A 26,309-nucleotide genomic window follows, 5' to 3' on the forward strand; every position below is an offset into this window, starting at 1 on the left:
CCCCGGATGACAGAGTGAGGGCGGCGCCCCGCGACCAGGCGGGCACGCCACCGCGGCGACGAGGCCGCACCCGCACTGCTGGAGGCTCACCCATGGCCGACACCGTCGTCGACCCCCATCCCGCCGCGGCCGGTCCGCACCCGGACCCGGGCCGCTCGCCCGAGCCGGACGACGAGCCGGACCCGGCGCTCTCGAGCGGCGTCCCGGACGTGGCGCCGGACTCCGCGCGCCCCACCCACGCGGGGCCGCTCGCGACCGCGCAGACGCAGCTCTCGGGCGCGATCCGGCGCCTCGGCTACGACGAGGGCATGCACGCGATGCTCGCGACGCCCCGGCGCGAGATCAACGTCGCGATCCCCCTGCGGCGCGACGACGGCTCGACCGAGCTCTTCCACGGGTTCCGGGTCCAGCACAACGTCTCCCGCGGCCCGGGCAAGGGCGGCCTGCGCTACCACCCGAGCGTCGACGTCGACGAGGTGCGCGCGCTCGCGATGTGGATGACGTGGAAGTGCGCCGTCGTCGAGCTGCCCTACGGCGGCGCCAAGGGCGGCGTCGCGATCGACCCGCGGAACTACTCGCAGGCTGAGCTCGAGCGCGTCACGCGGCGGTACACGAGCGAGATCATGCCCATGATCGGCCCGGAGCGGGACATCATGGCGCCCGACGTCGGCACGGACGCCCAGACCATGGCGTGGGTCATGGACACCTACTCGGTCAACCAGGGCTACACCATCCCCGGCGTCGTGACGGGCAAGCCGCTCGAGGTGGGCGGCTCGCTCGGGCGGGCGACGGCGACGTCGCAGGGCGTGGTGCACTCGACCACCGCCGCGCTGCGCGAGCAGGGGCTCGAGCTGTCCGACGTGCGCGTGGCGGTCCAGGGCTTCGGCAAGGTCGGCTCGCACGCAGCGGCGATCTTCGCCCAGGGCGGGGCGCGCGTCGACGCCGTGTCCGACCAGTACGGCGGGCTGCACCGCAGCGGCGGCATCGACGTGCCGCGGCTGCTCGACCACGTGCGCCGCACGGGCTCGGTCGTCGACTTCCCGGAGGCGGACGAGCTCGACAACGAGCACCTGCTCACGCTCGACGTCGACGTCCTCGTGCCCGCCGCGGTCGAGGGCGTGCTCACCCACGAGAACGCCGACCAGGTCAAGGCGCGCTGGGTCGTCGAGGGCGCCAACGGCCCGACGACGGCGAAGGCGGACCGGATCCTCGGCGACCGCGGCGTCGTCGTCGTCCCGGACATCCTCGCCAACGCGGGCGGCGTCATCGTGTCCTACTTCGAGTGGGTGCAGGCGCAGCAGGCGTACTGGTGGACCGAGGCCGAGATCGAGCAGCGGCTCGAGGAGCGCATGCTCCACGCGTACGACGCGGTCGCGGAGGTGTCGCGCCGCGAGCACGTCTCGCTGCGCGACGCGGCGCTGCTCATCGGCGTCCAGCGCGTCGCCCAGGCCCACCGCACCCGCGGCCTCTACCCCTGACGGTCCGCGGCCGGCGCCGCGCGGCCGCCGACCCTCCCCGCCCCCGGCGCGGGGGGGGGGGGGGGGCCCCGCCGGGGGGGGGTGACACCACACCCCGGCGGGCCCCCCCCCCCCCCCGGGGGTGGCGGGGGGGGGTGGCGGGCCGGGGGGGGGGTTGTCCCCCCCCCCCCCGACGCGAACCAGCGACCTCGGCGGACGAGGGAGTGCCGACGCGTGCGGGCGGGCGGCGTCGGTCGCGCGGTGGGACGACGAAGGCCCGGTCACCTGTTGGTGACCGGGCCTTCCGCTGTACCCCCAAGGGGATTCGAACCCCTGTTACCGCCGTGAGAGGGCGGCGTCCTAGGCCACTAGACGATGGGGGCCTGGACCGTCCTGGACACCTGTCGGTGCGAGGACGTCGATACCTTACAACATGCTGACCGGTGGTCCTGACGGACCGCTGATCAACGCTGGGGTACCAGGACTCGAACCTAGACTAAGTGAACCAGAATCACTCGTGCTGCCAATTACACCATACCCCATGGGGGTATCCGGCCCACCATCCCGACGCCCCTCGCGGAGCGGCCAGGCAGACCTCGTACCGGCGGGGAACACTACCCGAGCGCCCGCCGCAGGTCCAAACGCGGGTGGCGCCCGACCGGTCCCGCGCCCGCCCTGGACGGGCGCCGGGCTCGGACGGTCGGCGGCCCGGGCGTCGGGCGGCCGGGCCGCGTCGCGCGTGCGACGATGCCGGGCGTGACCGCCTTCACCACCCGCCCGGAGCTCGTCGGCACCCACGGGATGGTGGCCTCGACCCACTGGCTCGCGACCGCGAGCGGCATGGCGGTCCTCGAGCGCGGCGGCAACGCGTTCGACGCGGCCGTCGCCACCGGGCTCGTGCTGCACGTGGTCGAGCCGCACCTCAACGGCCTCGGCGGCGACGTCCCCGTGATCGGGTGCGCCGCGGGCGGCGCGCCGTTCGTGCTCTGCGGGCAGGGCACCTCCCCCGCCGCCGCCACGGCTGAGGTCGTCGCCGGACTCGGGCTCGACGCCGTCCCCGGCACCGGGCTGCTGGCCGCCGTCGTGCCCGGGGCCTTCGGCACGTGGATGGACCTGCTCGCCCGGTACGGGACGTGGGGCGTTCCCGACGTGCTGGCCTTCGCGATCGGCTACGCCCGCCACGGGCACCCCCTGCTCGCCCAGGCCTCCGCGACGATCCGCGCGGTCCGCGACCTCCTCGCCGAGCACTGGCCGACGTCGGCCGCGGTCTACCTCCCGGGCGGCGAGGTGCCGGCACCCGGCGCCGTCCTGCGGAACGAGGAGCTCGCGACGACGCTCGAGCGGCTCGCCGGGGTCGCGGCCGCGCAGCCGACCCGCGAGGCGGGCATCGAGGCGGCCAGGGCCGCGTTCTACGAGGGCTTCGTCGCCGAGGCGGTCGACCACTTCTGCGCGACCGCGGTCATGGACTCGACGGGCACGCCGCACCGCGGCCTCCTCACGGGGGACGACCTCGCGGCATGGCGGGTGCGCGAGGAGGAGCCCGCCACGGTCGAGTTCGCCGGCCGGACGGTCGCGAAGACCGGACCGTGGGGCCAGGGTCCAGCCCTCCTCCAGCAGCTCACGGTGCTCGAGGGCATGGACCTGGCCGACACCCGGCCGGGCTCCGCCGAGCTCGTGCACACCGTCGTCGAGGTCGCCAAGCTCGCGCTCGCGGACCGGGACGCCTGGTACGGCGACCCGGACCACGCCGACGTCCCGCTCGACGCACTGCTGTCGGAGCGCTACGCCGCGCAGCGCCGTGCCCTCGTCGGCCCGACGGCGTCCGACGCGCTGCGCCCCGGCAGCCCCGACGGGGCCGAGCCGCGCCTGGCGCGCCAGGCCCTGGACGCCCTGGCCCGCGCGCGCACCGGGGCGGTCCCCGCGGGCGCGCGTCCCACCGGGGTCGGAGAGCCGACCTTCGCGCGCACGGACCCCGCGGTCGGGCCCGACGGCGCGTCCCGCGGGGACACGTGCCACCTCGACGTGGTCGACGCGGCGGGCAACGTCGTGTCGGTCACCCCGTCGGGCGGGTGGCTGCAGAGCTCGCCCGTGGTCCCCGGGCTCGGCTTCGCCCTCTCGACGCGGGCGCAGATGTTCTGGGTCGAGCAGGGTCTGCCGTCGTCGCTCGGCCCGCGCCGCCGCCCGCGCACCACGCTCAGCCCGACCCTCGTGCTGCGCGACGGCGTGCCCGAGCTCGCGTGCGGCACGCCCGGCGGGGACCAGCAGGACCAGTGGCAGGTGCCCTTCCTCCTCCGCCACCTCGTCTACGGGCAGGGCCTGCAGGAGGCCGTCGACGCGCCCACGTGGCACACGACGCACCTGGTCTCCTCCTTCGCCCCGCGCGACCTCGAGCTGCGCGGCCTGCACGCCGAGGACCGGCTGGGCACGGACGTGCTCGACGACCTGCGCCGGCGCGGCCACGAGGTGACCGTCACGGGGCCCTGGTCGCTGGGCCGCCTCACCGCCGTCGCGCGCGACGGCGGCCTCCTCCGCGCGGCCGCGACGCCGCGCGGCATGCAGGCCTACGCGGCGGGGCGCTGACGTGGGCGGGCTCGACCTCGTCCTCGTGCTCGTCGCGGGAGTCCTCGCCGGGACGGTCAACACGGTCGTCGGTGCCGGGACGCTCATCACGTTCCCCCTGCTCGTCGCGCTCGGCGTCCCGCCGCTCACGGCCAACGTCTCGAACACGGTCGGCCTCGTCCCCGCGTCGGTGACCGGCGCCTGGGGATACCGGCGCGAGCTGCGCGGCGTGTGGGGCGTCGTCGGCCGCATGGCCGTGCTCTCCGCGATCGGCGGCGTCGCAGGAGGCCTGCTGCTGCTCGTCGCACCGGCGGAGTCGTTCACGGCCGTGGTGCCGTGGCTGCTCGTGCTCGCGGCGGTGCTCGCGGCCGTGCAGCCCCGGGTCGCGGCCGTCGTCCGGCGCCGCGCCGCCGAGCGGGAGGCGGCCCGCGCGGGTGCCGACGTCGGCGCGACGGCCGTGGCGCCCGCCGACGGCGGCGCGCGGGGCGCCGTCACGCTGCCCCTCACGGCGGGCCTCGCGCTCGGCGTCGCCGCGACGGGGGTCTACGGCGGCTACTTCGGCGCGGCGCAGGGCGTCGTCCTGCTCGCGCTGCTCGGCATCGGCTGGACGACCGACCTGCACCGCGCGAACGGCGCCAAGAACGTCCTCGCGGGCGTGGCGAACCTCGTCTCGGCGACCGTGTTCGTCGTCGGCGGCGTCGTCGACTGGCGGATCGCCGGGCTCGTCGCGGTCGGGTCGGCGGTCGGCGGGGTCATCGGCGCGCGCGTGGGCCGGCGGCTGCCCGCGCCCCTGCTGCGCGGCCTCATCGTGGTCGTGGCGCTCACCGCGGCCGTCGTGCTCTGGGTCGGCCGCTGAGGCACGGCGGCGCGGCCCCCGTCCGGCCGGCCCGCGCGCTCAGCGCACTCAGGAGGCCGTGAGCCCGAGCGCTGCGGGCAGCTCGGCGAGCGACGCCACGACACGGACGCCGGCCGCGCGGGCGGCGGCGACGTCGTCGTCCGGCACCGGGACGCGGCGCGGGCCCGGCCGGTCGACCCAGACGCCCAGCAGACCCGCGGCGACGGCGGCCCGCGCGTCGACGTCGAGCTCGTCGCCCACGTAGGCCGTGCGGTCGGGCTCGGTCCCCAGGCGCCGGCACGCCTCGAGGAACACCCGCGGGTCCGGCTTCCCGACGCCCAGCGTGTCCACGCCGACGAGCATGGGGACGGTCGCGTCGAGGCCGACGCGCTCGAGCTTGCTCGTCTGGTAGGCGACCGACGCGTTCGACAGCGCGCCCACGGCGAGACCGGAGCCCAGCAGCGCGTGCACGACGTCGTGCGCGTCGGGGTGGGCGGACCAGGCGCGCGCGAAGCCCTCCTCGAACACGGCGTTCCAGGCGTCGTAGCCGTCGGCGCCGAGCGGAGCCCCGCCGAACGCCTCCTGGAGCTCCTCCGCGCGGACCCGGCGCTGGTCGGCGTAGCCCGTCTCGCCGCGCGTGTAGCGCGCGTAGTGACCGTTCGCGTCGGCACGCCACGTCGCGAGCAGCGCGGGGTGCTGGTCGGCGCCCACGTGCGGCAGGTACCGCTCGGCGACCGCCGCGAGCGCGGCGCCGAACGCCGCGCGCGTGTCGACGAGCGTGTCGTCGATGTCGAAGAGCACGCCGTCGACGGCGGTCACCGTGCCGCCCGCCTCAGAGCGACGCGCGCAGCGACGCTACCCGGGCGAGGGTCGCGTCCCGCCCGAGGATCTCCATGGACTCGAACAGCGGCGGCGACACGCGACGGCCCGAGAGCGCCACACGCAGCGGGGTGAAGGCGAAGCGCGGCTTGATGCCGAGCCCGTCCACGAGCGCGGCCGTGAGCGCCTCCTGGGTCGCCGCGGTCGTGAACCCGTCGGCGGGGAGCGGCTCGAGCGCCGCGGTCGCGGCGTCGAGCACCGCCGCCGCGTCGTCCCGCAGCGCGGCGCGCGCGTCGTCCTCGACCACGAGGTCCGCGTCGGCGACGAGCAGGAAGCCGAGCATGCCGACCGACTCGCCGAGGAGCGTCATGCGCTCCTGGACCAGCGGGGCGCCGGCGTCGAGCACGGCGCGCTCGCGCGCGTCGAGGTCCTCGTACCGGGCCGCGGAGAGGTGGCCCGCCGCGTGCAGGTAGGGCACGACGCGTCCGCGGAAGTCGTCGGGCGCCAGCAGGCGCAGGTGCGTCGCGTTGATCGCCTCGGCCTTCTTGAGGTCGAAGCGCGCGGGGTTGGGGTTGACGTCGGCGACGTCGAACGCGGCCACCATCTCCTCCACCGAGAAGATGTCGTGGTCGGGCGCGATCGACCAGCCGAGCAGCGCGAGGTAGTTGAGCAGGCCCTCGGGCGTGAACCCGCGCTCGCGGTGCAGGAAGAGGTTGGACTCCGGGTCGCGCTTGGAGAGCTTCTTGTTGCCCTCCCCCATGACGTACGGCAGGTGCCCGTAGACGGGCTCGACGGTGGCGACGCCGAGGGCCATGAGCGCGCGGTAGAGCACGACCTGGCGCGGCGTCGAGGACAGCAGGTCCTCCCCGCGCAGCACGTGCGTGATGCCCATGAGCGCGTCGTCGACGGGGTTGGTCAGCGTGTAGAGCGGCTGCCCGTTGCCGCGCACGATGACGAAGTCCGGGACGGAGCCAGCCTTGAAGCTCAGCTCGCCGCGGATGAGGTCGGTGAAGACGACGTCGTCCTCCGGCATCCGGATGCGCAGGACGGCCTCGCGGCCCTCCGCACGGTAGGCGGCCCGCTGCTCCTCGGTGAGGTCGCGGTCGAAGCCGTCGTAGCCGAGCTTGGGGTCGCGGCCGGCGGCCCGGTGCCGCGCCTCGACCTCCTCGGGCGTCGAGAACGACTCGTAGGCGTAGCCGCCCTCGAGCAGGCGCCGCGCGACGTCGGCGTAGACGTCGAGGCGCTGCGACTGACGGTAGGGCTCGTGCGGCCCGCCGAGCTCGACGCCCTCGTCCCAGTCGAGCCCGAGCCAGCGCATGGCGTCGAGCAGCTGCTCGTAGCTCTCCTGGCTGTCGCGCGCCGCGTCCGTGTCCTCGATGCGGAAGACGAAGGTGCCGCCGACGTGCCGCGCGTACGCCCAGTTGAACAGCGCGGTCCGGATGAGGCCGACGTGCGGCGTGCCCGTCGGCGACGGGCAGAAGCGCACGCGGACCGCGGTGCCGGTGGCGGACGAGGACGGGGCGGACGGCGTCGCGAGGTTCTCAGGCATGGTCCCGCCAGCGTAGTGGCGGGCCGCCGGGCCCTCGCGCCGCGGCGCCCGTCCCCGCCCCGACGCCGGTCCCGGGCGTCAGTCCCGGCGCAGCACCGGGTTGCGCAGCGTGCCGATCTCCTCGACCTCGACCTCGACGACGTCGCCGTGCACGATCGGCCCGACGCCGGCGGGCGTGCCCGTGAGGATGACGTCGCCCGGCAGCAGGGTGAACGCCTCGGAGACGTACGAGACGAGGTGGGCCACGTCGAAGATCAGCTGCGACGTCCGGCCGTCCTGGCGCGTCTCGCCGTTGACCCGTGCGCGCACGGCGAGGTCCTCGACGTCGAGCCCGGGGACGACCCACGGACCCAGCGGGCACGAGGAGTCGAAGCCCTTGGCGCGCGCCCACTGGTCGTCGCTGCGCTGGGCGTCGCGCGCCGTGACGTCGTTGGCGACCGTGAAGCCGAACACCTGGTCGAGCGCGCGCTCGGGCGAGACGTTCTTGGCGACCTTGCCGATGACGACGGCGAGCTCGGCCTCGTGGTGCACGTCCTGCGTCCAGGCCGGGAGCGTGATCGGGTCGTCCGGCCCGATGACGCTCGTGTTCGGCTTGAGGAAGAGCAGCGGCGCCTTCGGCACCTCGTTGCCCATCTCCGCCGCGTGGTCGGCGTAGTTGCGGCCGACGCCGATGATCTTCGACCTCGGGATGACGGGTGCCAGCAGCCGCACGTCGTCGCGGGACAGCGGGACCCGCTCGCCGGTCGGCTGCACCGGCATGTAGATGGGGTCTCCGGTCAGGACGACGAGCTCCTCGGAGCCCTCCGGACCGTCCACCATGGCGTAGCGGGGATCCCCGCCGGTCGTGAACCTCGCGATGCGCACGCCGTCACCCTAACGGCGGCGCCTAGGCTTCCGCTGTGCAGCGCGTCGTCGGCGTCGACCTCCTGAGAGGGCTCGCCGTGCTCGGGATGTTCACCGCGCACGTCGGCCACGACGCGCCGCCCTTCTGGTCGCCCTCGGGATGGCTCGTCGTCGCGGACGGCCGCTCGGCCGCGACGTTCGCGCTGCTCGCGGGCGTGTCGGCCGCCCTGCTCAGCGGCGGGCCCCGTCCGCTCGAGGGCCCGCGCCTCGCGCACGCGCGCGCACGTGTGCTCGTCCGGGCGGTCGCGCTGTGGCCCCTGGGGGTCGTGCTCATCGGCCTCGGGACGCCGGTCGCGGTCATCCTGCCCACCTACGCCGTGATGTTCGCGCTCGTCACCGTCGCGCTGCGCTGGCGTCGCGCCACCCTGCTGGCCGCCGCGGCGGCGTTCGCGCTCGTCGGGCCCGTGGTCTGGGCCGCCGTCGGCGAGGAGACGCGCGCGGCGGGGATCCCCCGCCTCCCGCAGGCGCTCGACGTGCTGCTCGGCGTGCACTACCCGGCCGTCGTGTGGATGGCCTACCTGCTCGTCGGGGTCGCCCTCGGCCGCACGGACCTGGCCGCGCGCGGGACGCCCGCGAGGCTCGCGCTCGCTGGGCTGGTGCTCGGCGTCGCCGGCTACGGCGTCGGCGCGCTCGCGACGTCGGCGCTCGACCCGCGCCTGACGCTCGGCCGCGCGCTCGTGTCGATCGAGCCGCACGCCAACACGACACCGGAGGTCGTGGGGAACGTCGGCGTCGCGCTCGTGCTCCTGGCCGCCTGCCTCGTCGTCGCCCGCCGCGTGCCCGCGGTCGTCGCGCCGCTCGCGGCGACGGGCGCGCTCGCCCTCACGGCGTACTGCGGCCACCTCGTCGCGATCGCCGTCCTGGGGTCGTCCGTGGTCTGGTCGCCGAGCAACGCCGTCCTCGTGGCGTTCGTGCTCGTGACGCTCGCGGCGACGTGGGCGTGGCGGTCGCTCGTGGGCCGGGGACCGCTCGAGCTCGCCCTGCACGTCCTCTCGGGGACCGTGGCCGACGCCGTCGTGCCCGAGGGCCGTCGTCCGGCGCCGCAGCCGCAGCCCGTGACCTGACCGCGCGGCCGCGCCGCCCGGGGCCAGGGCGCTCAGGCGCGCGCGAGCACCCAGCCGTGGAGCACCGCGAACCAGCCGTCCTCGGCGTCGCCCCAGGCGCGCCAGGCGTCCGCGAGGACCTCGAGCGCGACGTCGTCGGCGAGGCCGTACGCGACCGCCTGGCGGGCGAAGGCCGAGGACGTCACGCGCTCGGCCCACACCCCGGACCACCAGGAGCGCTCCTCGGGGGTCGCCCAGCACCAGGCGTCGGCGCCGGTCGTGATGCCCGTGGGGTCGAAGCCCGCCGCGCGCGTCCACGAGAGGAGCCGGCGCCCGGCGTCGGCCTCGGCGCCGTTGGCCTCGGTGACCTCGTGGTAGAGCGTCATCCACTCGTCGAGGCCCGAGCTCGCCGGGTACCAGGTCATGGCGGAGTAGTCGGCGTCGCGGACCGCGACGACGCCCCCGGGCCGCGTCACGCGGCGCATCTCGCGCAGCGCGCTCACCGGGTCCGACAGGTGCTGGAGCACCTGGTGCGCGTGCACCACGTCGAACGCGTCGTCGTCGAACGGCAGCGCCATCGCGTCGCCCTGCCGGAACTCCACGCCCGCGACGTCGGCGGCCGAGGCGCGCGCGATCTCGATGACCGCGGCCGAGCTGTCGACGCCCACCACGGTCCCCGGCGCGACGCGCTCGGCGAGGTCCGTCGTCACCGTGCCCGGGCCGCAGCCGACGTCGAGCACGCGCTGGCCGCGCTCGAGGAGGGGCACGAGGTAGGCGGCCGAGTTGTCGACCGTCCGCCAGCGGTGCGAGCGCAGCACGCTCTCGTGGTGCCCGTGGGTGTAGACGTCGGTGGTCACCCGTCCAGTAACCCGCACCCCGGCGCGCGTATCAAGTTCCGGGACGTTGCGTCTCGCGTGCCGGTACGCCCGTGTCCCTCAGACGGCGGCCGCCGCGCCTCGCGCCACCTCGACGCCGCGGTTGGCGAGCGCGTCGGCGCGCTCGTTGCCCGGGTCCCCGGCGTGGCCCTTGACCCACACCCACGCCACCTCGTGGCGGCGCACCTCGGCGTCGAGCGCCTGCCACAGGTCCTTGTTCTTCACGGGCGCCTTGGCGCCGGTCACCCAGCCGTTGCGTTTCCAGCCGGGCAGCCAGCGCGTCATGCCGTGCATGACGTAGGTCGAGTCCACGTGGAGCGTGACCGCGCACGGACGCGTCAGGGCGCGCAGGCCCTCGATGACGGCCGTGAGCTCCATCCGGTTGTTGGTCGTGGTGGCCTCGCCGCCGCACAGCTCGCGCTCGCGCTCGCCCGAGCGCATCCACGCGCCCCAGCCGCCCGGGCCCGGGTTCCCCTTGCACGCGCCGTCGGTCCACATCTCGACGAGGGTCAGCGGGGTCTGCTCGGGCATGGCGTCACGGTAGACGCCGCACGCGACCGCGCGGCACCACGGGCGACCGCGGCGCGCCGACGCGCGGCCCCGGCCGGCCCCACACGGTCAGGGCCAGGGCTCGAGCTCGGGCAGCGCGACGACGACGCCGCCGCGCTCCGCCGAGAGCGCGCCCGCGGGCTCGCGTCCGGCGAGCCAGGCCGCGAGGTCGTTCGCCGCGCCGCGCACCGTGACGACGTCGCCCTCGCCCAGCGCCCTGCGCTCGTCGACGTCGGTCGGGGCGAGGTCGAGCCGCACGCCGGCCGGGACGCGGTCGACGAGGTACTCGTGCAGGTGCGCCCGGAACCCGGCGGACCACTGCGTGACGTCGGGCCCGAGGTCCAGGTCGGTGAGGTGGATCTCGACCTCGCGCCACCACAGCCGGACGACCGCCGACACCGGCCGGTCCCGGTAGCCCGTGCGCTCGTCGAGCAGCTCGGGACCCACCCGGTCCAGCGCGTGCTCGACCCGGTCGACGGTCGCGCGGACCGCGTCGGCGTGGTGCGCGGCCGACTCCCCCGCGCCCGCCTCGATCGCGCCGTCGCGCCCGGCCCGGCCGCCGTCGTAGAAGTCGACCCGCTCCTGGTGGTGCACCGCGTGCTCGAGCTGGCGCGCGACCCCGGCGCCGAGGCCCGCGAGGTGGGCCAGCACGTGCCCCCGGGTCCAGCCGGGCAGGCGGGACGGTCCGCGCACGGCGTCGTCGGTGAGGCCGTCGAGCACGTCCCGCAGGCGGTCGTCGACGCGGCGGATGTCGTCGAGGAGCAGGGCGAGGTCCGTCGTCGTGGTCATCACCTCATCCCAGGGGACACGGTGGCCGGTCGCAAGTGCGCCCGGGCGCACGCCGGGTGTCGGCACGGCGACGGCGTGGGGTCGCGGCCCACCTACCCTGGACGGGTGCCCTCGACCACGTCCCGCGACCCCGCCGCGCCGGGTCGCGCCCGACCGGTCGCGACGGTGCTCGCGCCCGAGCGGTGGTCACGTCTCGAGGCGGCGCACGCGGAGCGGGCCGACGCGCTGACGGCCGGGCACCGCGCGCGCCGCGCCGCGGGCGAGCGGCACGCCGTCGAGGACTTCCTCTACGAGTACTACGGCACCCGCCCCGCGCAGCTGCGCCGGTGGCACCCGGGCGTCGGCACGGGACTCGGGACACCGCCCGGCGGGGTCGGGGCGTCGCCCGGCGGTGCCGAGGCCGACGGTGCGCCGCCGCGCCGGGCTTGGCGGTGGTACGCCACCACCGACGACGTCGTGCACCTCGACGTGGACGCGTTCCTCGCCGACCGCGGGTCCACCGTGACGTACGTGCGCACCCTCCTCACGGCGACGGCGTCGCGGTCGGCCTTCACGGGCTGCCTGGGCCTGCACGAGTGGGCGATGGTCTACCGCGGCGCGACCGACCGACGCCACGACCTGCCGCTGCGCCTGGGGCCCGCGGGCACGGACGCCGTCGTCGAGCGGCACCCGGTGCGCTGCTCGCACATCGACGCGTTCCGCTTCTTCACGCCCGACGCCGTCCCGCTCAACCGCCTCCAGCCGACCCGCGAGACGCAGGTCGCGCTCGAGCAGCCCGGCTGCCTGCACGCCAACATGGACTGCCTCAAGTGGGCGATCAAGCTCGGGCCGGCCTGCCCGGGCGACCTCCTGCTGGACTGCTTCGCGCTCGCGTCCGAGATCCGCGTCCTCGACATGCAGGCGTCGCCCTACGACCTCGCCGGCCTGGGCTACGAGCCCGTCGCCATCGAGACCCCCGAGGGCCGCGCGGAGTACGTCGCACGCCAGCGCGCCTTCGCCGCGCGTGCCGCCGGGCTCCGGGCCCGCCTCGTCGCGGTCTGCGACGCGCTCGTCGCCGCCGCCGCCTGACGGCTCCCGGGTCCCGCCGCCCGCCGGGTGGGTCCCTCCGGCCGGACGTACGCTCGCGGCATGGTGCGGCCGCCCGGGATGGTCGACGTCGCCCTCGTCGACGACGAGGCGCGCGAGCCGGCCGGCCCGGACGCCGCAGCCCGGGCGGGCCGGGGCCGGCCTCGCGCACGTCGCGCGGACCCCGGGCGCCGGCGGCGGCAGCAGGCCGCAGTGGCCGGCGCTCTCGCGGTCGTCGTCGCGCTCGCGGTGGGCGTCCAGGCCGAGCGCGAGGCCGCGGCGGCGGACGACGCGCGCGTCGCGGCGCTCGCGGACGTCGCCGGCACCGTCCCGTCGCTGCGCACGCCCCCGGCCGACCGCCGCGGCTGGCCCGGCGACCGGTCCACGACCCTCGTCCTCCCGGACGGCACGGCGGTGGGCCCGCAGCCCGTCGACGGCGCGCTGCGCACGGTCGCGACGGCGCCCGACGGCACCACGCGCTGGGTCGCCCCGGCCGACGTGGACGCCGCGGGCCGCGGGGCGGCGTGCGAGCCGGCCGCGGCGGACGCCGCCCTCCTCACGTGCGTCGTCCCGGGCACGCCCGGCGTGGCGGGCCCGACGACGGACGCCGTCCTCGGCGGCACGCCCGACCGCCTGCTCGTGCTCGGTGCCGCCGACGGCCGCGTCCACGAGGAGGTGGACCTGGGCCCCGGCACCATCGACTGGGCGCCGCTCGAGGACGACCTCGTGGTCGCCCGCCGCGTCGCGGGCACGGCCGAGATCACGCGCCGCGACCTGCTCGGTGGCGACGCGTGGTCCGTGCGCGTGCCCCTGCCGGCCTGGGTCCTCGCGCGGCACCTGCGGGTCCGGGTCCAGGACGGGCTCGTCGTCCTCACCGGCCCCGCCGCCGCCGTCCTCGACGCGGACGGGACGGTGCTCGGCACCTGGACCGCTCCCGGCGCCCGGCGCATCTCGGTCGACGTCCGGACCTCCGCCGTCGGCTTCGCCGTGTGGGCGACCCCCGAGCTGGGCACCTGGTACGACCGCACCGGACGCGCGGGCGTGCGCCTCGAGGGAGCGCCCGTGCGTCCCGCCGTGGACGACGGCTCGGTCCCCCAGGTGCTCCTCCTCCAGGACGGGTGGACGCTGCGCGCGCTCGACGTCGTCACGGGCCCGCTGTGGGAGCGCCGGATGCCCCAGGCCGTGCCCGCGCGCCTCGACGGGCTCGTCGTGCTCGACGAGGGCGACGAGCTCACCGCGGTCGACGTCGCCTCGGGCGAGGTCGCCTGGTCCCGGCCGCTCGGCGCGTGCTGGGACCCGGGCGCCGTCGTCACCGACGGCGTGCGGCTCGCCGTGCCGGACGACGACGACGCGTGCGCACGGACCGTCGCGCTCGACCTGCACGACGGCACCGAGCGCTGGACCGCCGCCGTCCCCGAGCTCCCGGACGACCAGGCCACCGGCTGAGCCCCGCGCCGCGCGTCAGACCTGGGAGGATGGGCGCGATGACCACCGACACCGGCGCCGCGACGCTCGCCTCCCGCCTGCCCGCGGAGCCCGACCCCGACGCGCTCTACGAGGCGTTCACCGCGTGGGCGGCCGAGCAGGGCTACGAGCTCTACCCGGCGCAGCAGGAGGCGCTGCTCGAGCTCGTCACCGGCTCGCACGTCATCCTCGCGACGCCCACCGGTTCGGGGAAGTCGCTCGTCGCCATGGCCGCGCACTTCGTCGCGCTCGCCCAGGGCCGCCGCACCTTCTACACGGCGCCGCTCAAGGCGCTCGTGAGCGAGAAGTTCTTCGCGCTCGTCGCGGCGTTCGGTGCCGAGAACGTCGGCATGATGACGGGCGACAGCAGCGTCAACCCGGGCGCCCCCATCATCTGCTGCACCGCCGAGATCCTCGCGAACGTCGCGCTGCGCACGGGCGGCGAGCGCACGGGCGACCCGCTCGCCGACGCCCTCCCGGACGACGACCCCGCGGTCCCCGGCGACGACGCCGTCGGCCAGGTCGTCATGGACGAGTTCCACTTCTACGCCGACCCGCAGCGCGGCTGGGCGTGGCAGGTGCCGCTGCTCGAGCTCCCGCGCACCCAGTTCCTCCTCATGTCCGCGACCCTGGGCGACGTCGACTTCTTCGTCACCGACCTCGAGCGCCGGACCGGGACGCCTGTCGCGGCCGTGACGAGCACCGAGCGACCCGTCCCGCTGACGTTCTCCTACGTCGTCGAGCCGCTGCACGAGGTCGTCGAGGAGCTGGTCCGCACCCGGCGCGCGCCCGTCTACCTCGTGCACTTCACGCAGGCCGCGGCGGCCGAGCAGGCCCAGGCGCTGCTCTCGACGACGGTCGCCTCCCGTGAGCAGCGCGACGCGATCGCTGCGGAGCTCGGCGCGTTCCGGTTCGGCACGGGCTTCGGGAAGACCCTCTCGCGGCTGCTGCGGCACGGCATCGGCGTGCACCACGCGGGCATGCTGCCCCGCTACCGGCGGGTCGTCGAGCGGCTCACCCAGCAGGGCCTCCTCACCGTGGTGTGCGGGACGGACACGCTCGGGGTCGGCATCAACGTGCCCATCCGGACGGTCGTCCTCACGAGCCTGGTCAAGTACGACGGCACGCGCATGCGGCACCTCAGCGCGCGCGAGTTCCACCAGATCGCCGGGCGCGCCGGACGCGCGGGCTTCGACACGCTCGGCGAGGTCCTCGTCATGGCGCCCGAGCACGTCATCGAGAACCGCAAGCTGCTCGCCAAGGCGGGCGACGACCCGAAGAAGCTCCGGAAGATCGTCCGCAAGAAGGCGCCCGAGGGCGCGGTCAACTGGACGGACAAGACGTTCGAGCGCCTGCGCGACTCGCCGCCCGAGCCGCTGACCTCGAGCTTCGCGGTCACGCACGCGATGGTGCTCAACGTGCTCGCGCGCCGCGGCGACCCCGTCGCGGCCATGACGCGGCTGCTGCGCGAGAGCCACGAGCCCGAGGCCTCGCGCGGCCGGCACGTGCGGCAGGCCGTCGCCGTCTACCGGTCGCTGCGGGCGGCCGGCGTCGTCGAGCGCGTCCGGCTGGCCGACGGGCGCCGCACCGTGCGCCTCACCGTCGACGTGCCGGCGGACTTCGCGCTCAACCAGCCCCTGTCGCCCTTCGCCTACGCGGCGCTCGACGTGCTCGACCGGGAGGCGCCGACGTACGCGCTCGACGTGCTGTCGGTCATCGAGTCGACCCTCGACGACCCGCGCCAGGTGCTCTACGCGCAGGAGAAGAAGGCGCGCGGCGAGGCGATCGGCGCGATGAAGGCCGAGGGGTACGACTACGAGGAGCGCATGGCGGCGCTCGACGACGTCACCTACCCGAAGCCGCTCGCCGAGCTGCTCGACGCGACCTTCGCGATCTACCGGCGCACCAACCCGTGGGTCGCCGACCACGAGCTCTCGCCGAAGTCTGTGGTGCGGGACATGGCCGAGCGCGCCATGACCTTCACCGAGTACGTCTCGGTGTACGGGCTCGAGCGCACCGAGGGCGTGCTGCTGCGCTACCTCGCCGACGCCTACCGCGCGGTGCGCCAGACCGTGCCCGCCGAGCGTCGGGACGACCAGCTCGAGGACCTCGTCGAGTGGCTCGGCGCGCTCGTGCGCGGCACGGACTCGAGCCTCCTCGACGAGTGGGAGCGCCTGAGCAACCCCGAGGCCGTCGCCGACGCGGCCGCGGGCGGGCCGACGGAGGTCGCCCCGCCCGCGATCACGGGCAACGTCCGGGCGCTGCGCGTGCTCGTCCGCAACGCGCTCTTCCGGCGTGTCGAGCTCGCGGCGCGCGAGCGCTGGGAGGCGCTCGGCGCGCTCGGCGACGTCGACGCCGACGGCGAGCGGTGGACGGCCGAGCGGTGGCGCGACGCACTCGACCCGTACTTCGACGAGCACGACGACCTCGGCACCGGGCCCGACGCGCGCGGGCCCGCGCTCCTGCTGCTCACCGAGGGCGCGAGCCGCTGGGACGTGCGCCAGCTCCTCGACGACCCGGCCGGGCACCACGACTGGCGGATCGACGCCACGGTGGACCTCGCGGCGAGCGACGAGCGGGGCGAGGTCGCGCTCGTGGTGACGGCGGCCGGCAGGCTCTGAGCGCCGGCGCCCGGACGCGGGCGCGTCTCGTACGCTGCCGCCGTGGCGAAGAAGACCGCTCCGTCCGGCACCCCCGCGCTCGTCGCGCTCGCGGCCGCGGGCGTCCCGCACACGGCCCACCCCTACGAGCACGACCCGGCGTCCGACGTCGGCTACGGGCTCGAGGCCGCGCAGGTGCTCGGCGTGCCGCCCGAGCAGGTCTTCAAGACGCTCATGACGGTCGTCGACGGGGTGCTCACGGTCGCCGTCGTGCCCGTGACCGGCAAGCTCGACCTCAAGGCGCTCGCGACCGCCGTCGGCGGCAAGAGGGCCGTCATGGCCGAGAAGCCGGCCGCCGAGCGCGCGACGGGCTACGTCGTCGGTGGCATCTCGCCGCTCGGGCAGAAGACGGCGCACCCGACCGTGGTCGACGAGACGGTGGACCTGTTCGACACGGTCTTCGTCTCGGGCGGGCGACGCGGGCTCGACGTCGAGCTCGCGCCCGCGGACCTCGTGCGCCTCACCGGCGCCGTCGTCGCGGACATCGCGCGGGACTGAGGCGGGCGCGCCTCACGCACGGTCGGCGGCCTCGGCGAGCCACGCGAGCACCTCCGCGTCGAGGGCGGACGCGTCGCGCACCTCCAGGTGGTGCATCCAGTGGCGCGCGCTCGGGTGCGCCACCTCCTTCCAGCGCGTCGAGGCGTCGCGGCGCCCGAGGGCGAGGGTGAGGACGACCGGGACGTCGGAGCGGACGACGCGGCCCGGCCGCCACAGGTACGCGAAGCCGCGCGACCGCCGGAAGGCGACCTGCGTGCGGGTCACGTGCTCCTCGACGTCGGGCAGCGGCGCGAGGGCGGACCGCACGGCCGCGAGGACGTCCAGGGCGACCGGGTCGCTGTCCAGGACGTCCTCGGCGCGCACGTCCTCAGCCGCCGAAGGGCCGCGTGCTCGGGACGATCTCCTTGCCGAGCGGCATGAGCGAGACGGGGATGAGCTTGAGGTTCGCGACGCCCATGGGGATGCCAATGATCGAGACGAACAGCGGGATCGCGGTCGCGACGTGCCCGATCGCGAGCCAGATGCCCGCGACGACCACCCAGATGACGTTGCCGAGCGCGGACATCACGCCCGCGCCGGGCCGCTCGACCACGGTGCGCCCGAAGGGCCAGAGCGTGTAGCCCGCGATCCGGAACGACGCGATGCCGAACGGGATCGTCACGATCAGCAGGCAGCAGATCACGCCCGCCGCGGCGTAGCCGAGGGCGAGCCAGAAGCCGGCGAGAACGAGCCAGATGATGTTGAGGAGCGTGCGCACGGGTCCACCCTGCCCCACGCCGCCACCGCGACGGCATCGGGGACGTCCCTGGTCCGACCCGCCCTGCGCCGCGCGCACCGGCGTGTGACGGACCCCACACCGCGCCTGCCCGGGCGCCTGTCACATCGGGCGCCCCGACGGCGTCACTCCCCCGAGGGCCGCGACCGGCGGCCCGAGAAGGAGGAACCATGGCCCGCATCCCCGCCGCCCCCCGCCCCGGCCCGCTCGCCCGCGTCGCGCTCGCGACGACCCGGCGCATGTTCGGCCGCTCGCTCGAGCCGCACCGCGTGGTCGCCCACCACCGCGGCGTCTTCTGGGTCACCGCGGTGAGCGAGACGATGCTGCTGCGCCAGCGCCACCGGCTGCCGGACTCCCTGCGCGACCTCGTGCAGCACAGGGTCGCCGTCGTCATCGGCTGCCCGTGGTGCATCGACTTCGGCGCGATGCTCGCGCTGCGCGGCGGCCTCACGGCCGAGCGGATCATGGCCGTGCCCGACTACGAGACCTCGGACCTCTTCACGCCCCTCGAGCGGCGCGCGATGGCGTTCGCGGACGCGGCGACGGCGACGCCCACGTCCGTCACGGACGAGCAGGTCGCCGCGCTGCGGGCGGAGCTCGGCGACGCGGGCGTCGTGGAGCTCGCGCACCTCGTCGCGCTCGAGAACCAGCGCTCGCGCCTCAACCACGCGCTCGGCATCACCTCGCAGGGGTTCACCGACGCCGCGGTCTGCGTGCTGCCGGGCGTCGACGTCGCTCCGGCCGACCGGGACGTGCGGCGCACGTGACGCGTGGGGCTGGTGGGGCTCCCGTGCCCCGCAGCCCGTCATCCGGGCCTCACCGGCACCGCGCGCCGCACCTCTCGTCCGGCCGACCCGTGGGACGCCGGCTCCAGCGGCCCTCCGGGCGGTCGGACGGTCAGACCGGGACGCGCGTGAGCTTGTCCGGGTTACGGACCAGGTCGAGACCCTGGATCCGGCCGTCGGCGCCGACGCGCGGGACGACGACGGTCGTCCCCGCGTCGGTCCGGGTGCCCGCCCCGGCGACGAGGTGCAGCACCGCGCCGACCTCGCCGTTGACGAGGGCGGGCACGACGCGGACCTCGCCGTCGCCGGCGCGGTCGCGGATGCCGAGCACGAAGCGCGCGACGTGGTCCGCTCCGAGCACGGGCCGCAGCGCCGCGTGGACCAGGCCCCCGCCGTCGCTGCGCAGCACGACGTCGGGGGCGAGCACGGCCACGAGGCCCGGGAGGTCGCCCTCGAGCGCGGCCCGCACGAACGCCTCGACCACCGTGCGCTGCTCCGCGACCGGCACGGCCGGCTCGGGGGCCGCCTCCCGGACGGCCTGGCGGGCGCGCGACGCGAGCTGGCGCGCGTTGCCCGGCGTCGTCCCCAGCACCCCGGCGACCTCGTCGAACGGCACCGCGAAGACGTCGTGCAGCACGAAGGCGACGCGCTGCTCGGGCGTCAGCTGCTCGAGCACCACGAGCAGCGCCATCCGGACCGACTCGTCGGTCTCGGCGCGCTCGGCCGGCCCGGGCCTGCCGTCGGGCACCCGCACGACGAGCGGCTCGGGGAGCCACGGGCCGACGTACCGCGCGCGCTCGGCGCGTACCGCGCGCAGGCGGTCCAGGCACAGGCGCGAGGTCACGGTCGTCAGCCAGGCGGGCAGGTCCGCGATCGCGGACCGGTCCGCGCGGGCGAGCCGCAGCCACGCGTCCTGGACGGCGTCCTCCGCGTCCTGCCGGCTCCCGAGCATGCGGTACGCGAGGCCGACGAGCCGGGGGCGCTCCCGCTCGAGCTCCGCCGCGAGCGCGGCGGGCGCGGCGCCGTCGCCCGCCTGCTCGACGAGGCGCGCACGACGGCGGGTCCCGCCGCCGGACCGCAGCACCACCGGGTGCGCGGGGTCGTCGTGGTCCACGACGACGTCGGCCCGCGCCAGCGGGTCGCACGTGCGGCGGTACAGGCGCTGCCCCTCGAGGTAGCGCGCGTTCGCCGGGTGCCCGGGGTCCGCCGGGCTGCCGTCCCGCACCGCCATGCGCGCGAACCGCACCGCCGACCGGGCCTGCAGGTACACGGACAGGTCCCAGACCTCCGCGAGCTCGTCGCGGTGCAGGAACATGCCGTCGACCAGCACGACGGCGCCCGGCCCCAGCGGGACCGCGGCCGCGGTGACGTGCGCGTCCGTGCGGTGGTCGAACGCCGCCGGACGCACCGAGCGCCGCTCGCGCGCGCCCTCGACGACGTCGGTCACGAACCGCTCGACGTCGTAGGAGTCGAGGACGAAGCCCTCGGGCGACGAGCGGCCGCGCCGGTACCGGACCGCGCGGGGCTGGTGGAACCCGTCGAGGCTCACGCGGACCACGGGGCGGCCCCGCTCGCGCAGCACGGCGGCCAGCTCGTCCGCGAGGACCGTCTTCCCCGCGCCGTCGGCGCCGTCGACGCCGACGAGCAGGGCGCGGGCATCCTCGACCCCGTCGGCGAGCAGGCTGAGGAGGGCGGTGCGATCCACCCGACGATCCTGCCCGACGGCGCGTGCCGTCGCGGACGGTCCGCGGCGCGCTGGGTAGGGTCCCGTCTGTGCCCGACCTGCCCGAGCAGACCTTCCGGCGACCCGTCGCCCTGCACCTCGCCGCCCTGCGCGAGCGCGTCGCCGACGCGGCCCGGGCCGCGGGCCGCGACCCCGACGAGGTGCGCGTCCTCCTCGCGACCAAGACCATGCCGGTCGACGTCGTGCGCGAGGCCGTGCTCGCGGGGGCGGACCTGCTGGGCGAGAACAAGGTCCAGGAGCTCGTCGCCAAGGCGCCGGCACTCGCGGACCTCGCACCCTCGCTGCACGTCATCGGGCGCCTCCAGAGCAACAAGGTCAACCTCGCGCTGCGCTGGGCGGAGTGCGTGCAGAGCGTCGACGACCTCGACCTCGCCGAGCGGCTGTCGCGCCGCTGCGAGGCCGTCGACCGCGACCTCGACGTCATGGTGCAGGTCAACGTGTCGGGCGAGGCGACCAAGGCCGGGGTCGCGCCCGACGCCGCGCTCGAGCTCGCCCTGGCCGTCGCCGCCCTCCCCCGCCTGCGCCTCGTCGGCCTCATGACGATCGGCGCGGCGTCGCGCGACGTCGAGCGGGTCGCGGCCGGCTTCGCGCGCCTGCGCGGTCTGCGCGACGCGCTGGTCGCGTCGGGCGCACCCGGCACGGCGGCGGCGCGCGAGCTGTCGATGGGCATGAGCGGCGACCTGGAGACGGCCGTCGCGGAGGGCTCGACCCTCGTCCGGGTCGGGACCGCGGTGTTCGGGGACCGCCCGCGCGCCTGAGCGACGCGGCGGACCGCCGAACCTCCCGGGTTCGGCGGGGCGGATATGGCGGCGACCGGTGTCGGCGGCCCCGGCTAGCGTGGTGCGACCCGGCCGGCCGGCCGCGGGCACCGACGGGAGGCGGACCGTGGCTGTGCAGGCGCACCCGTCGAGGCCCGAGGCACGCGAGCCGGAGGCCTCGGCGACCGCCGCTCCCGGCGACGCCGCCCGGCCGCTGACGTGGCGTCGCCTCGCCGGGCCGGCCTCGACCACCGCCCTCGTCGTCGCCGTCCTCGCCGCGGTCGGCGAGACCGCCGGCTCGGTGGTGGCGGGCCGCCTCGCCGAGGAGCCGACGACGGCGCTCGTGGTCGCGCTCGGGGCCGTCCTCCTCGCGTCGACGGTGCTCGACACCCTCGGCCGCACGCTGTTCGCCGCCGTCGTCGGCCGCGCCGAGGGCCGCCTGCGCGCCGACCTCCTGCGTGCCGCGTTCCGCCAGCCGCTCCCCGCGCTCGAGGAGCAGGCGGTCGGCGAGCTCATGGACCGGGTCGACGACGACCCGCGCCAGCTCGGCGTGACGCTCACGCGCACGGGCTGGGCGATGTCCCGCTCCCTGCTGCGCTCGGTCCTCGCCTGGGTCGTCGCGGGCGCCACCTGGTGGCCCGCATGGGTCGCCTTCCCGCTCGTCGCGGTCGTCGTCGTGCTCGTGGCGCGCCGGCTCACGCCCGAGCTCGCGCGGCGCAAGCTCGCCGAGGAGTCCGCATGGTCGGACCACTCCGCGCAGCTCGAGGAGGCCGTCACCGGGCGCGACGACGTCCGGTCCTCCCTCGGGCAGGCCCACGTCGTGCGGCGGTACACCGAGCGCGCGAGCGCGGTCCTGGCCCGGGTAGCCGACACGTGCCGCGCGTCGCTCGCGGTGAGCCTGCGCACCGGGCTCGTCCTGCACGCGCTCCTCGCCGGCCTCGCCGTCGCCGGGGTCGCGCTCGTGACGCGCGGCCGCCTCGACGTCGCCGCGCTGGTCACGCTGTGGCTGCTCGTGACCACGTTCGTCGGGCAGCTCAGCCAGGTGAGCCACCACCTGCCCGAGCTCCAGGCCGGCCTCGGCGCGCTCCAGCGCGTGGGGGCGCTCCTCGGCGCGCCGACCGAGCCCGCAGGCGGCACCGCGCTGCCGAGCGGCCCGCTCGACGTCGAGCTGCGCGCGCTGACGTTCACGTACCCCGGCGGCTTCGCGCTCACGGACGTCGACCTCACCGTCCCGGCGGGCACGACGTGCGCGCTCGTCGGCCGCACCGGCGCGGGCAAGTCGACGGTCGCCAAGCTGCTCTCGCGCGCCGTCGAGCCGCCGCCCGGCACGGTGCTCGTGGGCGGCGAGGACGTCACCACGGCCGACGTCGACGCGCTGCGCCGGGCGGTGGGCGTCGTCACGCAGCGCACCGAGATCCTCGCGGCGACCCTGGCCGAGAACATCACGCTCTTCGCGGACGTCCCGCGCGAGCGCGTGCTCGGCGCGCTCGCCGAGCTGGGCCTGGAGGACTGGGTCGCCTCGCTGCCCGACGGCGTGGACACGCGCCTCGGGACGGGCGGCACGACGCTGTCCGCGGGCGAGGAGCAGCTCGTCGCCTTCGCGCGGCTCCTCGTGCGCGACGTCGGCGTCGTCGTGCTCGACGAGGCCACGGCGCGCATGGACCCGCTCACCGAGCACCGTGTGACGCGGGCCTCCGAGCGGCTCCTCGCCGGCCGGACGGGCGTCGTCATCGCGCACCGCCTCTCCACGACCCGGCGGTGCGACGCCGTCGCGGTGCTGGACCGCGGCCGGGTCGTCCAGCACGGGCCGCGCGACCGCCTCGCCGCCGAGCCCGGCCCGTTCCGCGACCTCCTCGCGTCGTCGGGCGACCCGGTCACCGTCACCACGAACGCGGCCCTGCCCGCCCGCGGGGTGCGCCGCACGCCGCGCGCGGTGGCGCCGTCGCGGGCGCCCCGGCTCGCCCGGACGACGCTCCAGCTCGTGGCCGCGTACCCGAGGTGGGGCGTGGCCGGCGCGCTGGCCTTCTTCGGCGGCTCCTTCCTCGGCGCGTACGGCGTCCTCACCGGGTGGCTGTGGGGCCGGCTCGTCACCGCGCTCGGTCGCGGCGAGCAGCCGTGGCCCGAGGCGGTCGGGCTCGCCGCGGGGCTGCTGGTCACGCCGCTGCTCGTCGCGTTCGCGTTCCGCGTCTACCCGCTGTGGTGGTCGGCGGTGACACTCCGCATGCGGCTCGCCGTGCTGCTCGGGCAGACGCGCCAGCGCCGGCTGCCGCGGACGCCGCCCGGCGAGGTCACCGCCCGCGCGCTCGACAGCGAGCGCGCCGTCCTCTACGCCGACCGGTGGGTCGACGTGACCAACGGCGTCCTGCTCGTCGTGGCGTCGTGCGTCGCGGGCGGCAGCCTCCTCGCGGGCGCGGCGCTCGCCGCGGTCCTCGGGCTCTCGGCGGCCGTCTCGGCAGCGGGCGCGCCCGTCGCCGGCCGTTCGGCGCGGGTCGCCGGCGACGAGCGCGCGCGCTTCGGACGCTCGCTGGTCTCCGCGCTCGACGCCGCACGCGCGGTCAAGCTCGCCGCGGCCACGTCCGCGGTCCAGCGCCACCTCGAGCGCGTCGACGGACGCCGCGTCGCGGCGTCGGTGCGCGAGCTGCGGGTCCGGTCGCTGCTCGACGGCGTCCCGGCGGTCCTCGTGCAGCTCGGCGTCGTCACGTCCTGGGCGTTCTACCTCACGGGCGTCTGGGGGCTCGCCACCGCGCTCCTGGTGAGCACGAGCGTCGCCGGCTCGGGCTGGTTCGGCGCCGTCGCCGGCGCGGCGGTCACCGAGGCGCCCGTCGCGCGCCGCTGGCTGCAGGCGGCCGGCGCCCTCTCGGGCAGGACCGACCTGGTCACGATGCCGCCGGGCGTCGACCTCGTCCGCGGCACCGCGCCGTCGCCCCTCCCCGCACCCCGCGTGCCCCTGCGCCGGCTCACCCTCGAGGGCGTCGACGCCGTCCACGACGACGGCACGGTCGGGGTCGCCGGCGTCGACCTGACCGTCGAGGCCGGCGAGCTCGTGCTCGTCGTCGGGCGCGTGGGCGCGGGGAAGTCGAGCCTGCTCGGGGCCCTCGCAGGTCTGGTGGACCACGAGGGCCGCATCCGCTGGAACGGCACCGAGGTCGACGACCCGCAGCGGTTCCTGCGGCCCGGCCAGGTGGCCTACGTGTCCCAGGTGCCGCGCGTGCTCTCCGGGACGTTCGAGGACAACATCCGGCTCGACCACGTGCGAGGCGTCGCCGCCTCGGTGGACGACGCGCGGCTGCGCAGCGACGTCGACGACGCGGGCGGCCACGGCGCGCTCGTCGGCCACCGCGGCGTGCGCCTCTCGGGCGGGCAGGTCCAGCGGCTCGCCCTCGCGCGCGCGCTCGCGACCGAGGCCGAGCTGCTCGTCGCCGACGACGTCTCGTCCGCGCTCGACGCGCGCACCGAGGTCGAGGTCTGGGACGCGCTGCACCGCCGCGGGGTCACCGTCGTCGGCTCGAGCTCGAAGCGGTCGGCGCTCGAGCGCGCCGATCGCGTCGTCGTCCTCGACGAGGGACGGGTCGCCGCGGTCGGGCCGTGGGCCGACCTCGTCGAGGAGTGGGGCCACCTGGCGGGCTGAGGCCCGGCGGGCTCAGAGCCCGGACCACCCCAGCGCCGCGTCGACGAGCTCGACGCGCGGGACGCGGCGTGCGGGGTCGGAGGCCCGGAGCTCGGCGAGCGGCACCCATGCCGCGAGGTCGGTGCTGCCCGCCGCCTCGGCCCGCAGCGTGCCGCCGACGACCTCCGCGCGGTAGACGACGCGGACGGCGTGCAGGTCGAGCGGCGCGGGCTCGTCGGGTGCCACGAGGTGCGGGACGTGCAGCGAGTCCACGCCCAGGAGCGGCCCCAGCGCGACCTCGAGCCCGGTCTCCTCGCGCACCTCGCGGCGTGCGGCGTCCGCAGGGCTCTCGCCGAAGTCGACGCCGCCGCCCGGCAGGGTCCAGCGCCGGCCTCCGCGGTAGCCGGGGCTCATCCGGCAGAGCAGCACCGCGCCGTCGCTGACGCAGAAGGCGTAGCCGCCGACGCGCGTGCGGCGCTCGACGGGCGCACCGGGGTCCGCGCCCGCCTCGTCGGTCACGGGACGCGCGCCGTCCACTCCTGCGTCGAGAACTTGGTGCGCGCGAGCTCCTCGGCGCGCGCACGCTCCGGCGCGCTCACGGCGCCGTCGACGGTGGCGTACCGGCTGCGGAAGTGGTCCTTGAACGCCTCGATGACGTCGGCGCGCGCCATCCCCGTCTGCGAGCGCAGCGGGTCGACGCGCTTGTTCGCGCTCTTCGTCCCCTTGTCCGACATCTTCTCGCGACCGATGCGCAGCACCTCGAGCATCTTCGACGCGTCGATGTCGTACGCCATGGTCACGTGGTGCAGCACGGCGCCGTTCGCCATGCGCTTCTGCGCCGCGCCGGCGATCTTGCCCGCGGGCGACGCGATGTCGTTGAGCGGCACGTACGTGGCGTCGATGCCCAGCCCGTGCAGGGCACCGATGACCCAGTCGTCGAGGAACGCGTACGAGCGCTCGAAGCTCAGCCCCTCGACGAGCGAGCCGGGGACCGTGAGCGAGTAGGTGATCGTGTTGCCGGGCTCGATGAACATGGCCCCGCCGCCCGAGATGCGGCGCACGACCGTGATGCCGTGGCGCTCGGCGCCCTCGGGGTCGACCTCGTTGCGCAGCGACTGGAACGAGCCGATGACGACGGCCGGTGCGCCCCACTCCCAGATGCGGAGCGTCGGAGGGCGGTGGCCCTCGCCCACCTCCTCGGCGAGCACCTGGTCGAGCGCCATGTGCATCGCGGGGCTCTCCGGGCCCTCGTGCACCAGCTCGAACTCGTGGTCCTCCCACCGCGACGCGTGGCCCAGCGCGCGGCGCACCGCGACCGCGACCGCCTCCGCGTCGAAGCCGACCATGGTGACGTCCTCGCCGAGCACGCTGTGCACGACCTGGGCGAGCTGCGCGACGCCGGCGTCCTCGGGCATCCCGAGCAGGGCGCCGTCGATGCTCTCCAGCGCCGAGTCCGGCTCGAGGAAGAAGTCCCCGCTCACCGCCGCCCGGCTGATCCGTCCGTCCGTGACCTCGAGGTCGACCGCGACGAGCTTGCCGCCGGGGACCTTGTACTCTCCGCGCACCCCGTCACCC

Annotated in this window: 22 protein-coding genes and 2 tRNA genes; 11 read left to right on the forward strand and 13 right to left on the reverse strand. The window is 76.4% G+C overall.

Features of this window, described 5'->3' with window-relative positions; all coding sequences use genetic code 11:
* Positions 1-92: 92 nt before the first annotated feature.
* Complete coding sequence (locus JIG38_RS09860; protein ID WP_199423624.1) at positions 93-1,478, forward strand: Glu/Leu/Phe/Val family dehydrogenase; 1,386 nt, start codon at positions 93-95, stop codon at positions 1,476-1,478.
* 289 nt (positions 1,479-1,767) lie between these two features.
* Here JIG38_RS09860 and JIG38_RS09865 read toward each other — a convergent pair.
* Together JIG38_RS09865 and JIG38_RS09870 are read right to left on the reverse strand one after the other, a co-directional pair.
* Positions 1,768-1,840: transfer RNA gene (locus JIG38_RS09865), tRNA-Glu, on the reverse strand.
* A gap of 87 nt (positions 1,841-1,927) precedes the next feature.
* Positions 1,928-1,999 (reverse strand) — tRNA-Gln (locus JIG38_RS09870).
* A gap of 205 nt (positions 2,000-2,204) precedes the next feature.
* Between JIG38_RS09870 and JIG38_RS09875 the strand changes: the two genes are divergently transcribed.
* Together JIG38_RS09875 and JIG38_RS09880 are read left to right on the forward strand one after the other, a co-directional pair.
* Positions 2,205-4,037 (forward strand): gamma-glutamyltransferase family protein, encoded by a 1,833-nt coding sequence (locus JIG38_RS09875; protein WP_199423625.1) that lies wholly within the window; start codon positions 2,205-2,207, stop codon positions 4,035-4,037.
* 1 nt (position 4,038) lies between these two features.
* On the forward strand, positions 4,039-4,872 hold the full coding sequence (locus tag JIG38_RS09880) for a sulfite exporter TauE/SafE family protein (RefSeq protein ID WP_199423626.1): 834 nt from the start codon (positions 4,039-4,041) through the stop codon (positions 4,870-4,872).
* Positions 4,873-4,920: 48 nt separating this feature from the next.
* Here JIG38_RS09880 and JIG38_RS09885 read toward each other — a convergent pair whose 3' ends face one another.
* The 3 genes from JIG38_RS09885 to JIG38_RS09895 form a co-directional block, all read right to left on the reverse strand.
* Positions 4,921-5,670, reverse strand: coding sequence for an HAD family hydrolase (locus JIG38_RS09885; RefSeq protein WP_199423627.1), 750 nt, complete (start codon positions 5,668-5,670; stop codon positions 4,921-4,923).
* A gap of 13 nt (positions 5,671-5,683) precedes the next feature.
* Positions 5,684-7,219: a glutamate--tRNA ligase gene (gltX, locus tag JIG38_RS09890; protein WP_199423628.1), complete on the reverse strand. Its 1,536-nt coding sequence runs from the start codon at positions 7,217-7,219 to the stop codon at positions 5,684-5,686.
* Between the two features lie 78 nt (positions 7,220-7,297).
* The gene (locus JIG38_RS09895) at positions 7,298-8,083 is read right to left on the reverse strand and encodes a fumarylacetoacetate hydrolase family protein (protein ID WP_199423629.1); all 786 of its coding nucleotides are present in this window, start codon (positions 8,081-8,083) and stop codon (positions 7,298-7,300) included.
* Between the two features lie 35 nt (positions 8,084-8,118).
* Between JIG38_RS09895 and JIG38_RS09900 the strand changes: the two genes are divergently transcribed.
* Positions 8,119-9,186, forward strand: coding sequence for a heparan-alpha-glucosaminide N-acetyltransferase domain-containing protein (locus JIG38_RS09900; protein ID WP_199423630.1), 1,068 nt, complete (start codon positions 8,119-8,121; stop codon positions 9,184-9,186).
* 32 nt (positions 9,187-9,218) lie between these two features.
* Here JIG38_RS09900 and JIG38_RS09905 read toward each other — a convergent pair whose 3' ends face one another.
* From JIG38_RS09905 to JIG38_RS09915, 3 genes are all read right to left on the reverse strand, one after another.
* Positions 9,219-10,022, reverse strand: a complete 804-nt coding sequence (locus JIG38_RS09905; protein WP_199423631.1) for a methyltransferase domain-containing protein — start codon at positions 10,020-10,022, stop codon at positions 9,219-9,221.
* Positions 10,023-10,100: 78 nt separating this feature from the next.
* Entirely contained in the window at positions 10,101-10,571 is a 471-nt protein-coding gene (gene rnhA / locus JIG38_RS09910; protein ID WP_199423632.1) for a ribonuclease HI, read from the reverse strand.
* Between the two features lie 87 nt (positions 10,572-10,658).
* Positions 10,659-11,378 (reverse strand): maleylpyruvate isomerase family mycothiol-dependent enzyme, encoded by a 720-nt coding sequence (locus JIG38_RS09915; RefSeq protein WP_199423633.1) that lies wholly within the window; start codon positions 11,376-11,378, stop codon positions 10,659-10,661.
* A gap of 105 nt (positions 11,379-11,483) precedes the next feature.
* Here JIG38_RS09915 and JIG38_RS09920 point away from each other — a divergent pair, with 105 nt between their 5' ends.
* Genes JIG38_RS09920 through ybaK form a run of 4 tightly spaced genes read left to right on the forward strand, consistent with a single transcriptional unit; the run spans position 11,484 to position 17,065 of the window.
* Entirely contained in the window at positions 11,484-12,446 is a 963-nt protein-coding gene (locus JIG38_RS09920) for a 3-methyladenine DNA glycosylase (protein WP_372419883.1), read from the forward strand.
* Between the two features lie 60 nt (positions 12,447-12,506).
* The gene (locus JIG38_RS09925; protein ID WP_199423634.1) at positions 12,507-13,889 is read left to right on the forward strand and encodes an outer membrane protein assembly factor BamB family protein; all 1,383 of its coding nucleotides are present in this window, start codon (positions 12,507-12,509) and stop codon (positions 13,887-13,889) included.
* A gap of 38 nt (positions 13,890-13,927) precedes the next feature.
* Positions 13,928-16,528 carry a DEAD/DEAH box helicase gene (locus JIG38_RS09930; RefSeq protein WP_199423635.1) on the forward strand — a complete coding sequence of 867 codons (2,601 nt, stop codon included), beginning with the start codon at positions 13,928-13,930 and terminating at the stop codon, positions 16,526-16,528.
* Between the two features lie 42 nt (positions 16,529-16,570).
* On the forward strand, positions 16,571-17,065 hold the full coding sequence (ybaK, locus tag JIG38_RS09935) for a Cys-tRNA(Pro) deacylase (RefSeq protein WP_199423636.1): 495 nt from the start codon (positions 16,571-16,573) through the stop codon (positions 17,063-17,065).
* Positions 17,066-17,077: 12 nt separating this feature from the next.
* Here ybaK and JIG38_RS09940 read toward each other — a convergent pair whose 3' ends face one another.
* Together JIG38_RS09940 and JIG38_RS09945 are read right to left on the reverse strand one after the other, a co-directional pair.
* The gene (locus tag JIG38_RS09940) at positions 17,078-17,428 is read right to left on the reverse strand and encodes a DUF5655 domain-containing protein (protein WP_307844779.1); all 351 of its coding nucleotides are present in this window, start codon (positions 17,426-17,428) and stop codon (positions 17,078-17,080) included.
* Positions 17,429-17,432: 4 nt separating this feature from the next.
* Positions 17,433-17,822, reverse strand: a complete 390-nt coding sequence (locus JIG38_RS09945) for a YccF domain-containing protein (protein WP_199423637.1) — start codon at positions 17,820-17,822, stop codon at positions 17,433-17,435.
* A gap of 188 nt (positions 17,823-18,010) precedes the next feature.
* Here JIG38_RS09945 and JIG38_RS09950 point away from each other — a divergent pair, with 188 nt between their 5' ends.
* Positions 18,011-18,607, forward strand: coding sequence for a carboxymuconolactone decarboxylase family protein (locus tag JIG38_RS09950; protein WP_199423638.1), 597 nt, complete (start codon positions 18,011-18,013; stop codon positions 18,605-18,607).
* A gap of 130 nt (positions 18,608-18,737) precedes the next feature.
* On the opposite strand, the gene sigJ is transcribed toward JIG38_RS09950, so the two are convergent.
* Positions 18,738-20,330, reverse strand: coding sequence for an RNA polymerase sigma factor SigJ (gene sigJ, locus JIG38_RS09955; RefSeq protein ID WP_307844780.1), 1,593 nt, complete (start codon positions 20,328-20,330; stop codon positions 18,738-18,740).
* 77 nt (positions 20,331-20,407) lie between these two features.
* On the opposite strand from sigJ, the gene JIG38_RS09965 reads away from it, so the two are divergent.
* Positions 20,408-21,127, forward strand: a complete 720-nt coding sequence (locus tag JIG38_RS09965) for a YggS family pyridoxal phosphate-dependent enzyme (protein WP_233404778.1) — start codon at positions 20,408-20,410, stop codon at positions 21,125-21,127.
* Between the two features lie 127 nt (positions 21,128-21,254).
* Positions 21,255-24,755 carry an ATP-binding cassette domain-containing protein gene (locus tag JIG38_RS09970; protein WP_307844781.1) on the forward strand — a complete coding sequence of 1,167 codons (3,501 nt, stop codon included), beginning with the start codon at positions 21,255-21,257 and terminating at the stop codon, positions 24,753-24,755.
* Positions 24,756-24,767: 12 nt separating this feature from the next.
* Here the strand turns inward: JIG38_RS09970 and JIG38_RS09975 are convergent, their stop codons facing one another.
* Together JIG38_RS09975 and lplAB are read right to left on the reverse strand one after the other, a co-directional pair.
* Complete coding sequence (locus tag JIG38_RS09975; RefSeq protein ID WP_199423640.1) at positions 24,768-25,253, reverse strand: NUDIX hydrolase; 486 nt, start codon at positions 25,251-25,253, stop codon at positions 24,768-24,770.
* Positions 25,250-26,299 carry a lipoate-protein ligase LplAB gene (gene lplAB / locus JIG38_RS09980; RefSeq protein WP_199423641.1) on the reverse strand — a complete coding sequence of 350 codons (1,050 nt, stop codon included), beginning with the start codon at positions 26,297-26,299 and terminating at the stop codon, positions 25,250-25,252. The genes JIG38_RS09975 and lplAB overlap by 4 nt, the downstream gene beginning before the upstream one ends.
* Between the last annotated feature and the right edge of the window lie 10 nt (positions 26,300-26,309).

The sequence above is a fragment of the Actinotalea solisilvae genome (assembly GCF_016464425.1).
Taxonomy (GTDB): Bacteria; Actinomycetota; Actinomycetes; order Actinomycetales; family Cellulomonadaceae; genus Actinotalea; species Actinotalea solisilvae.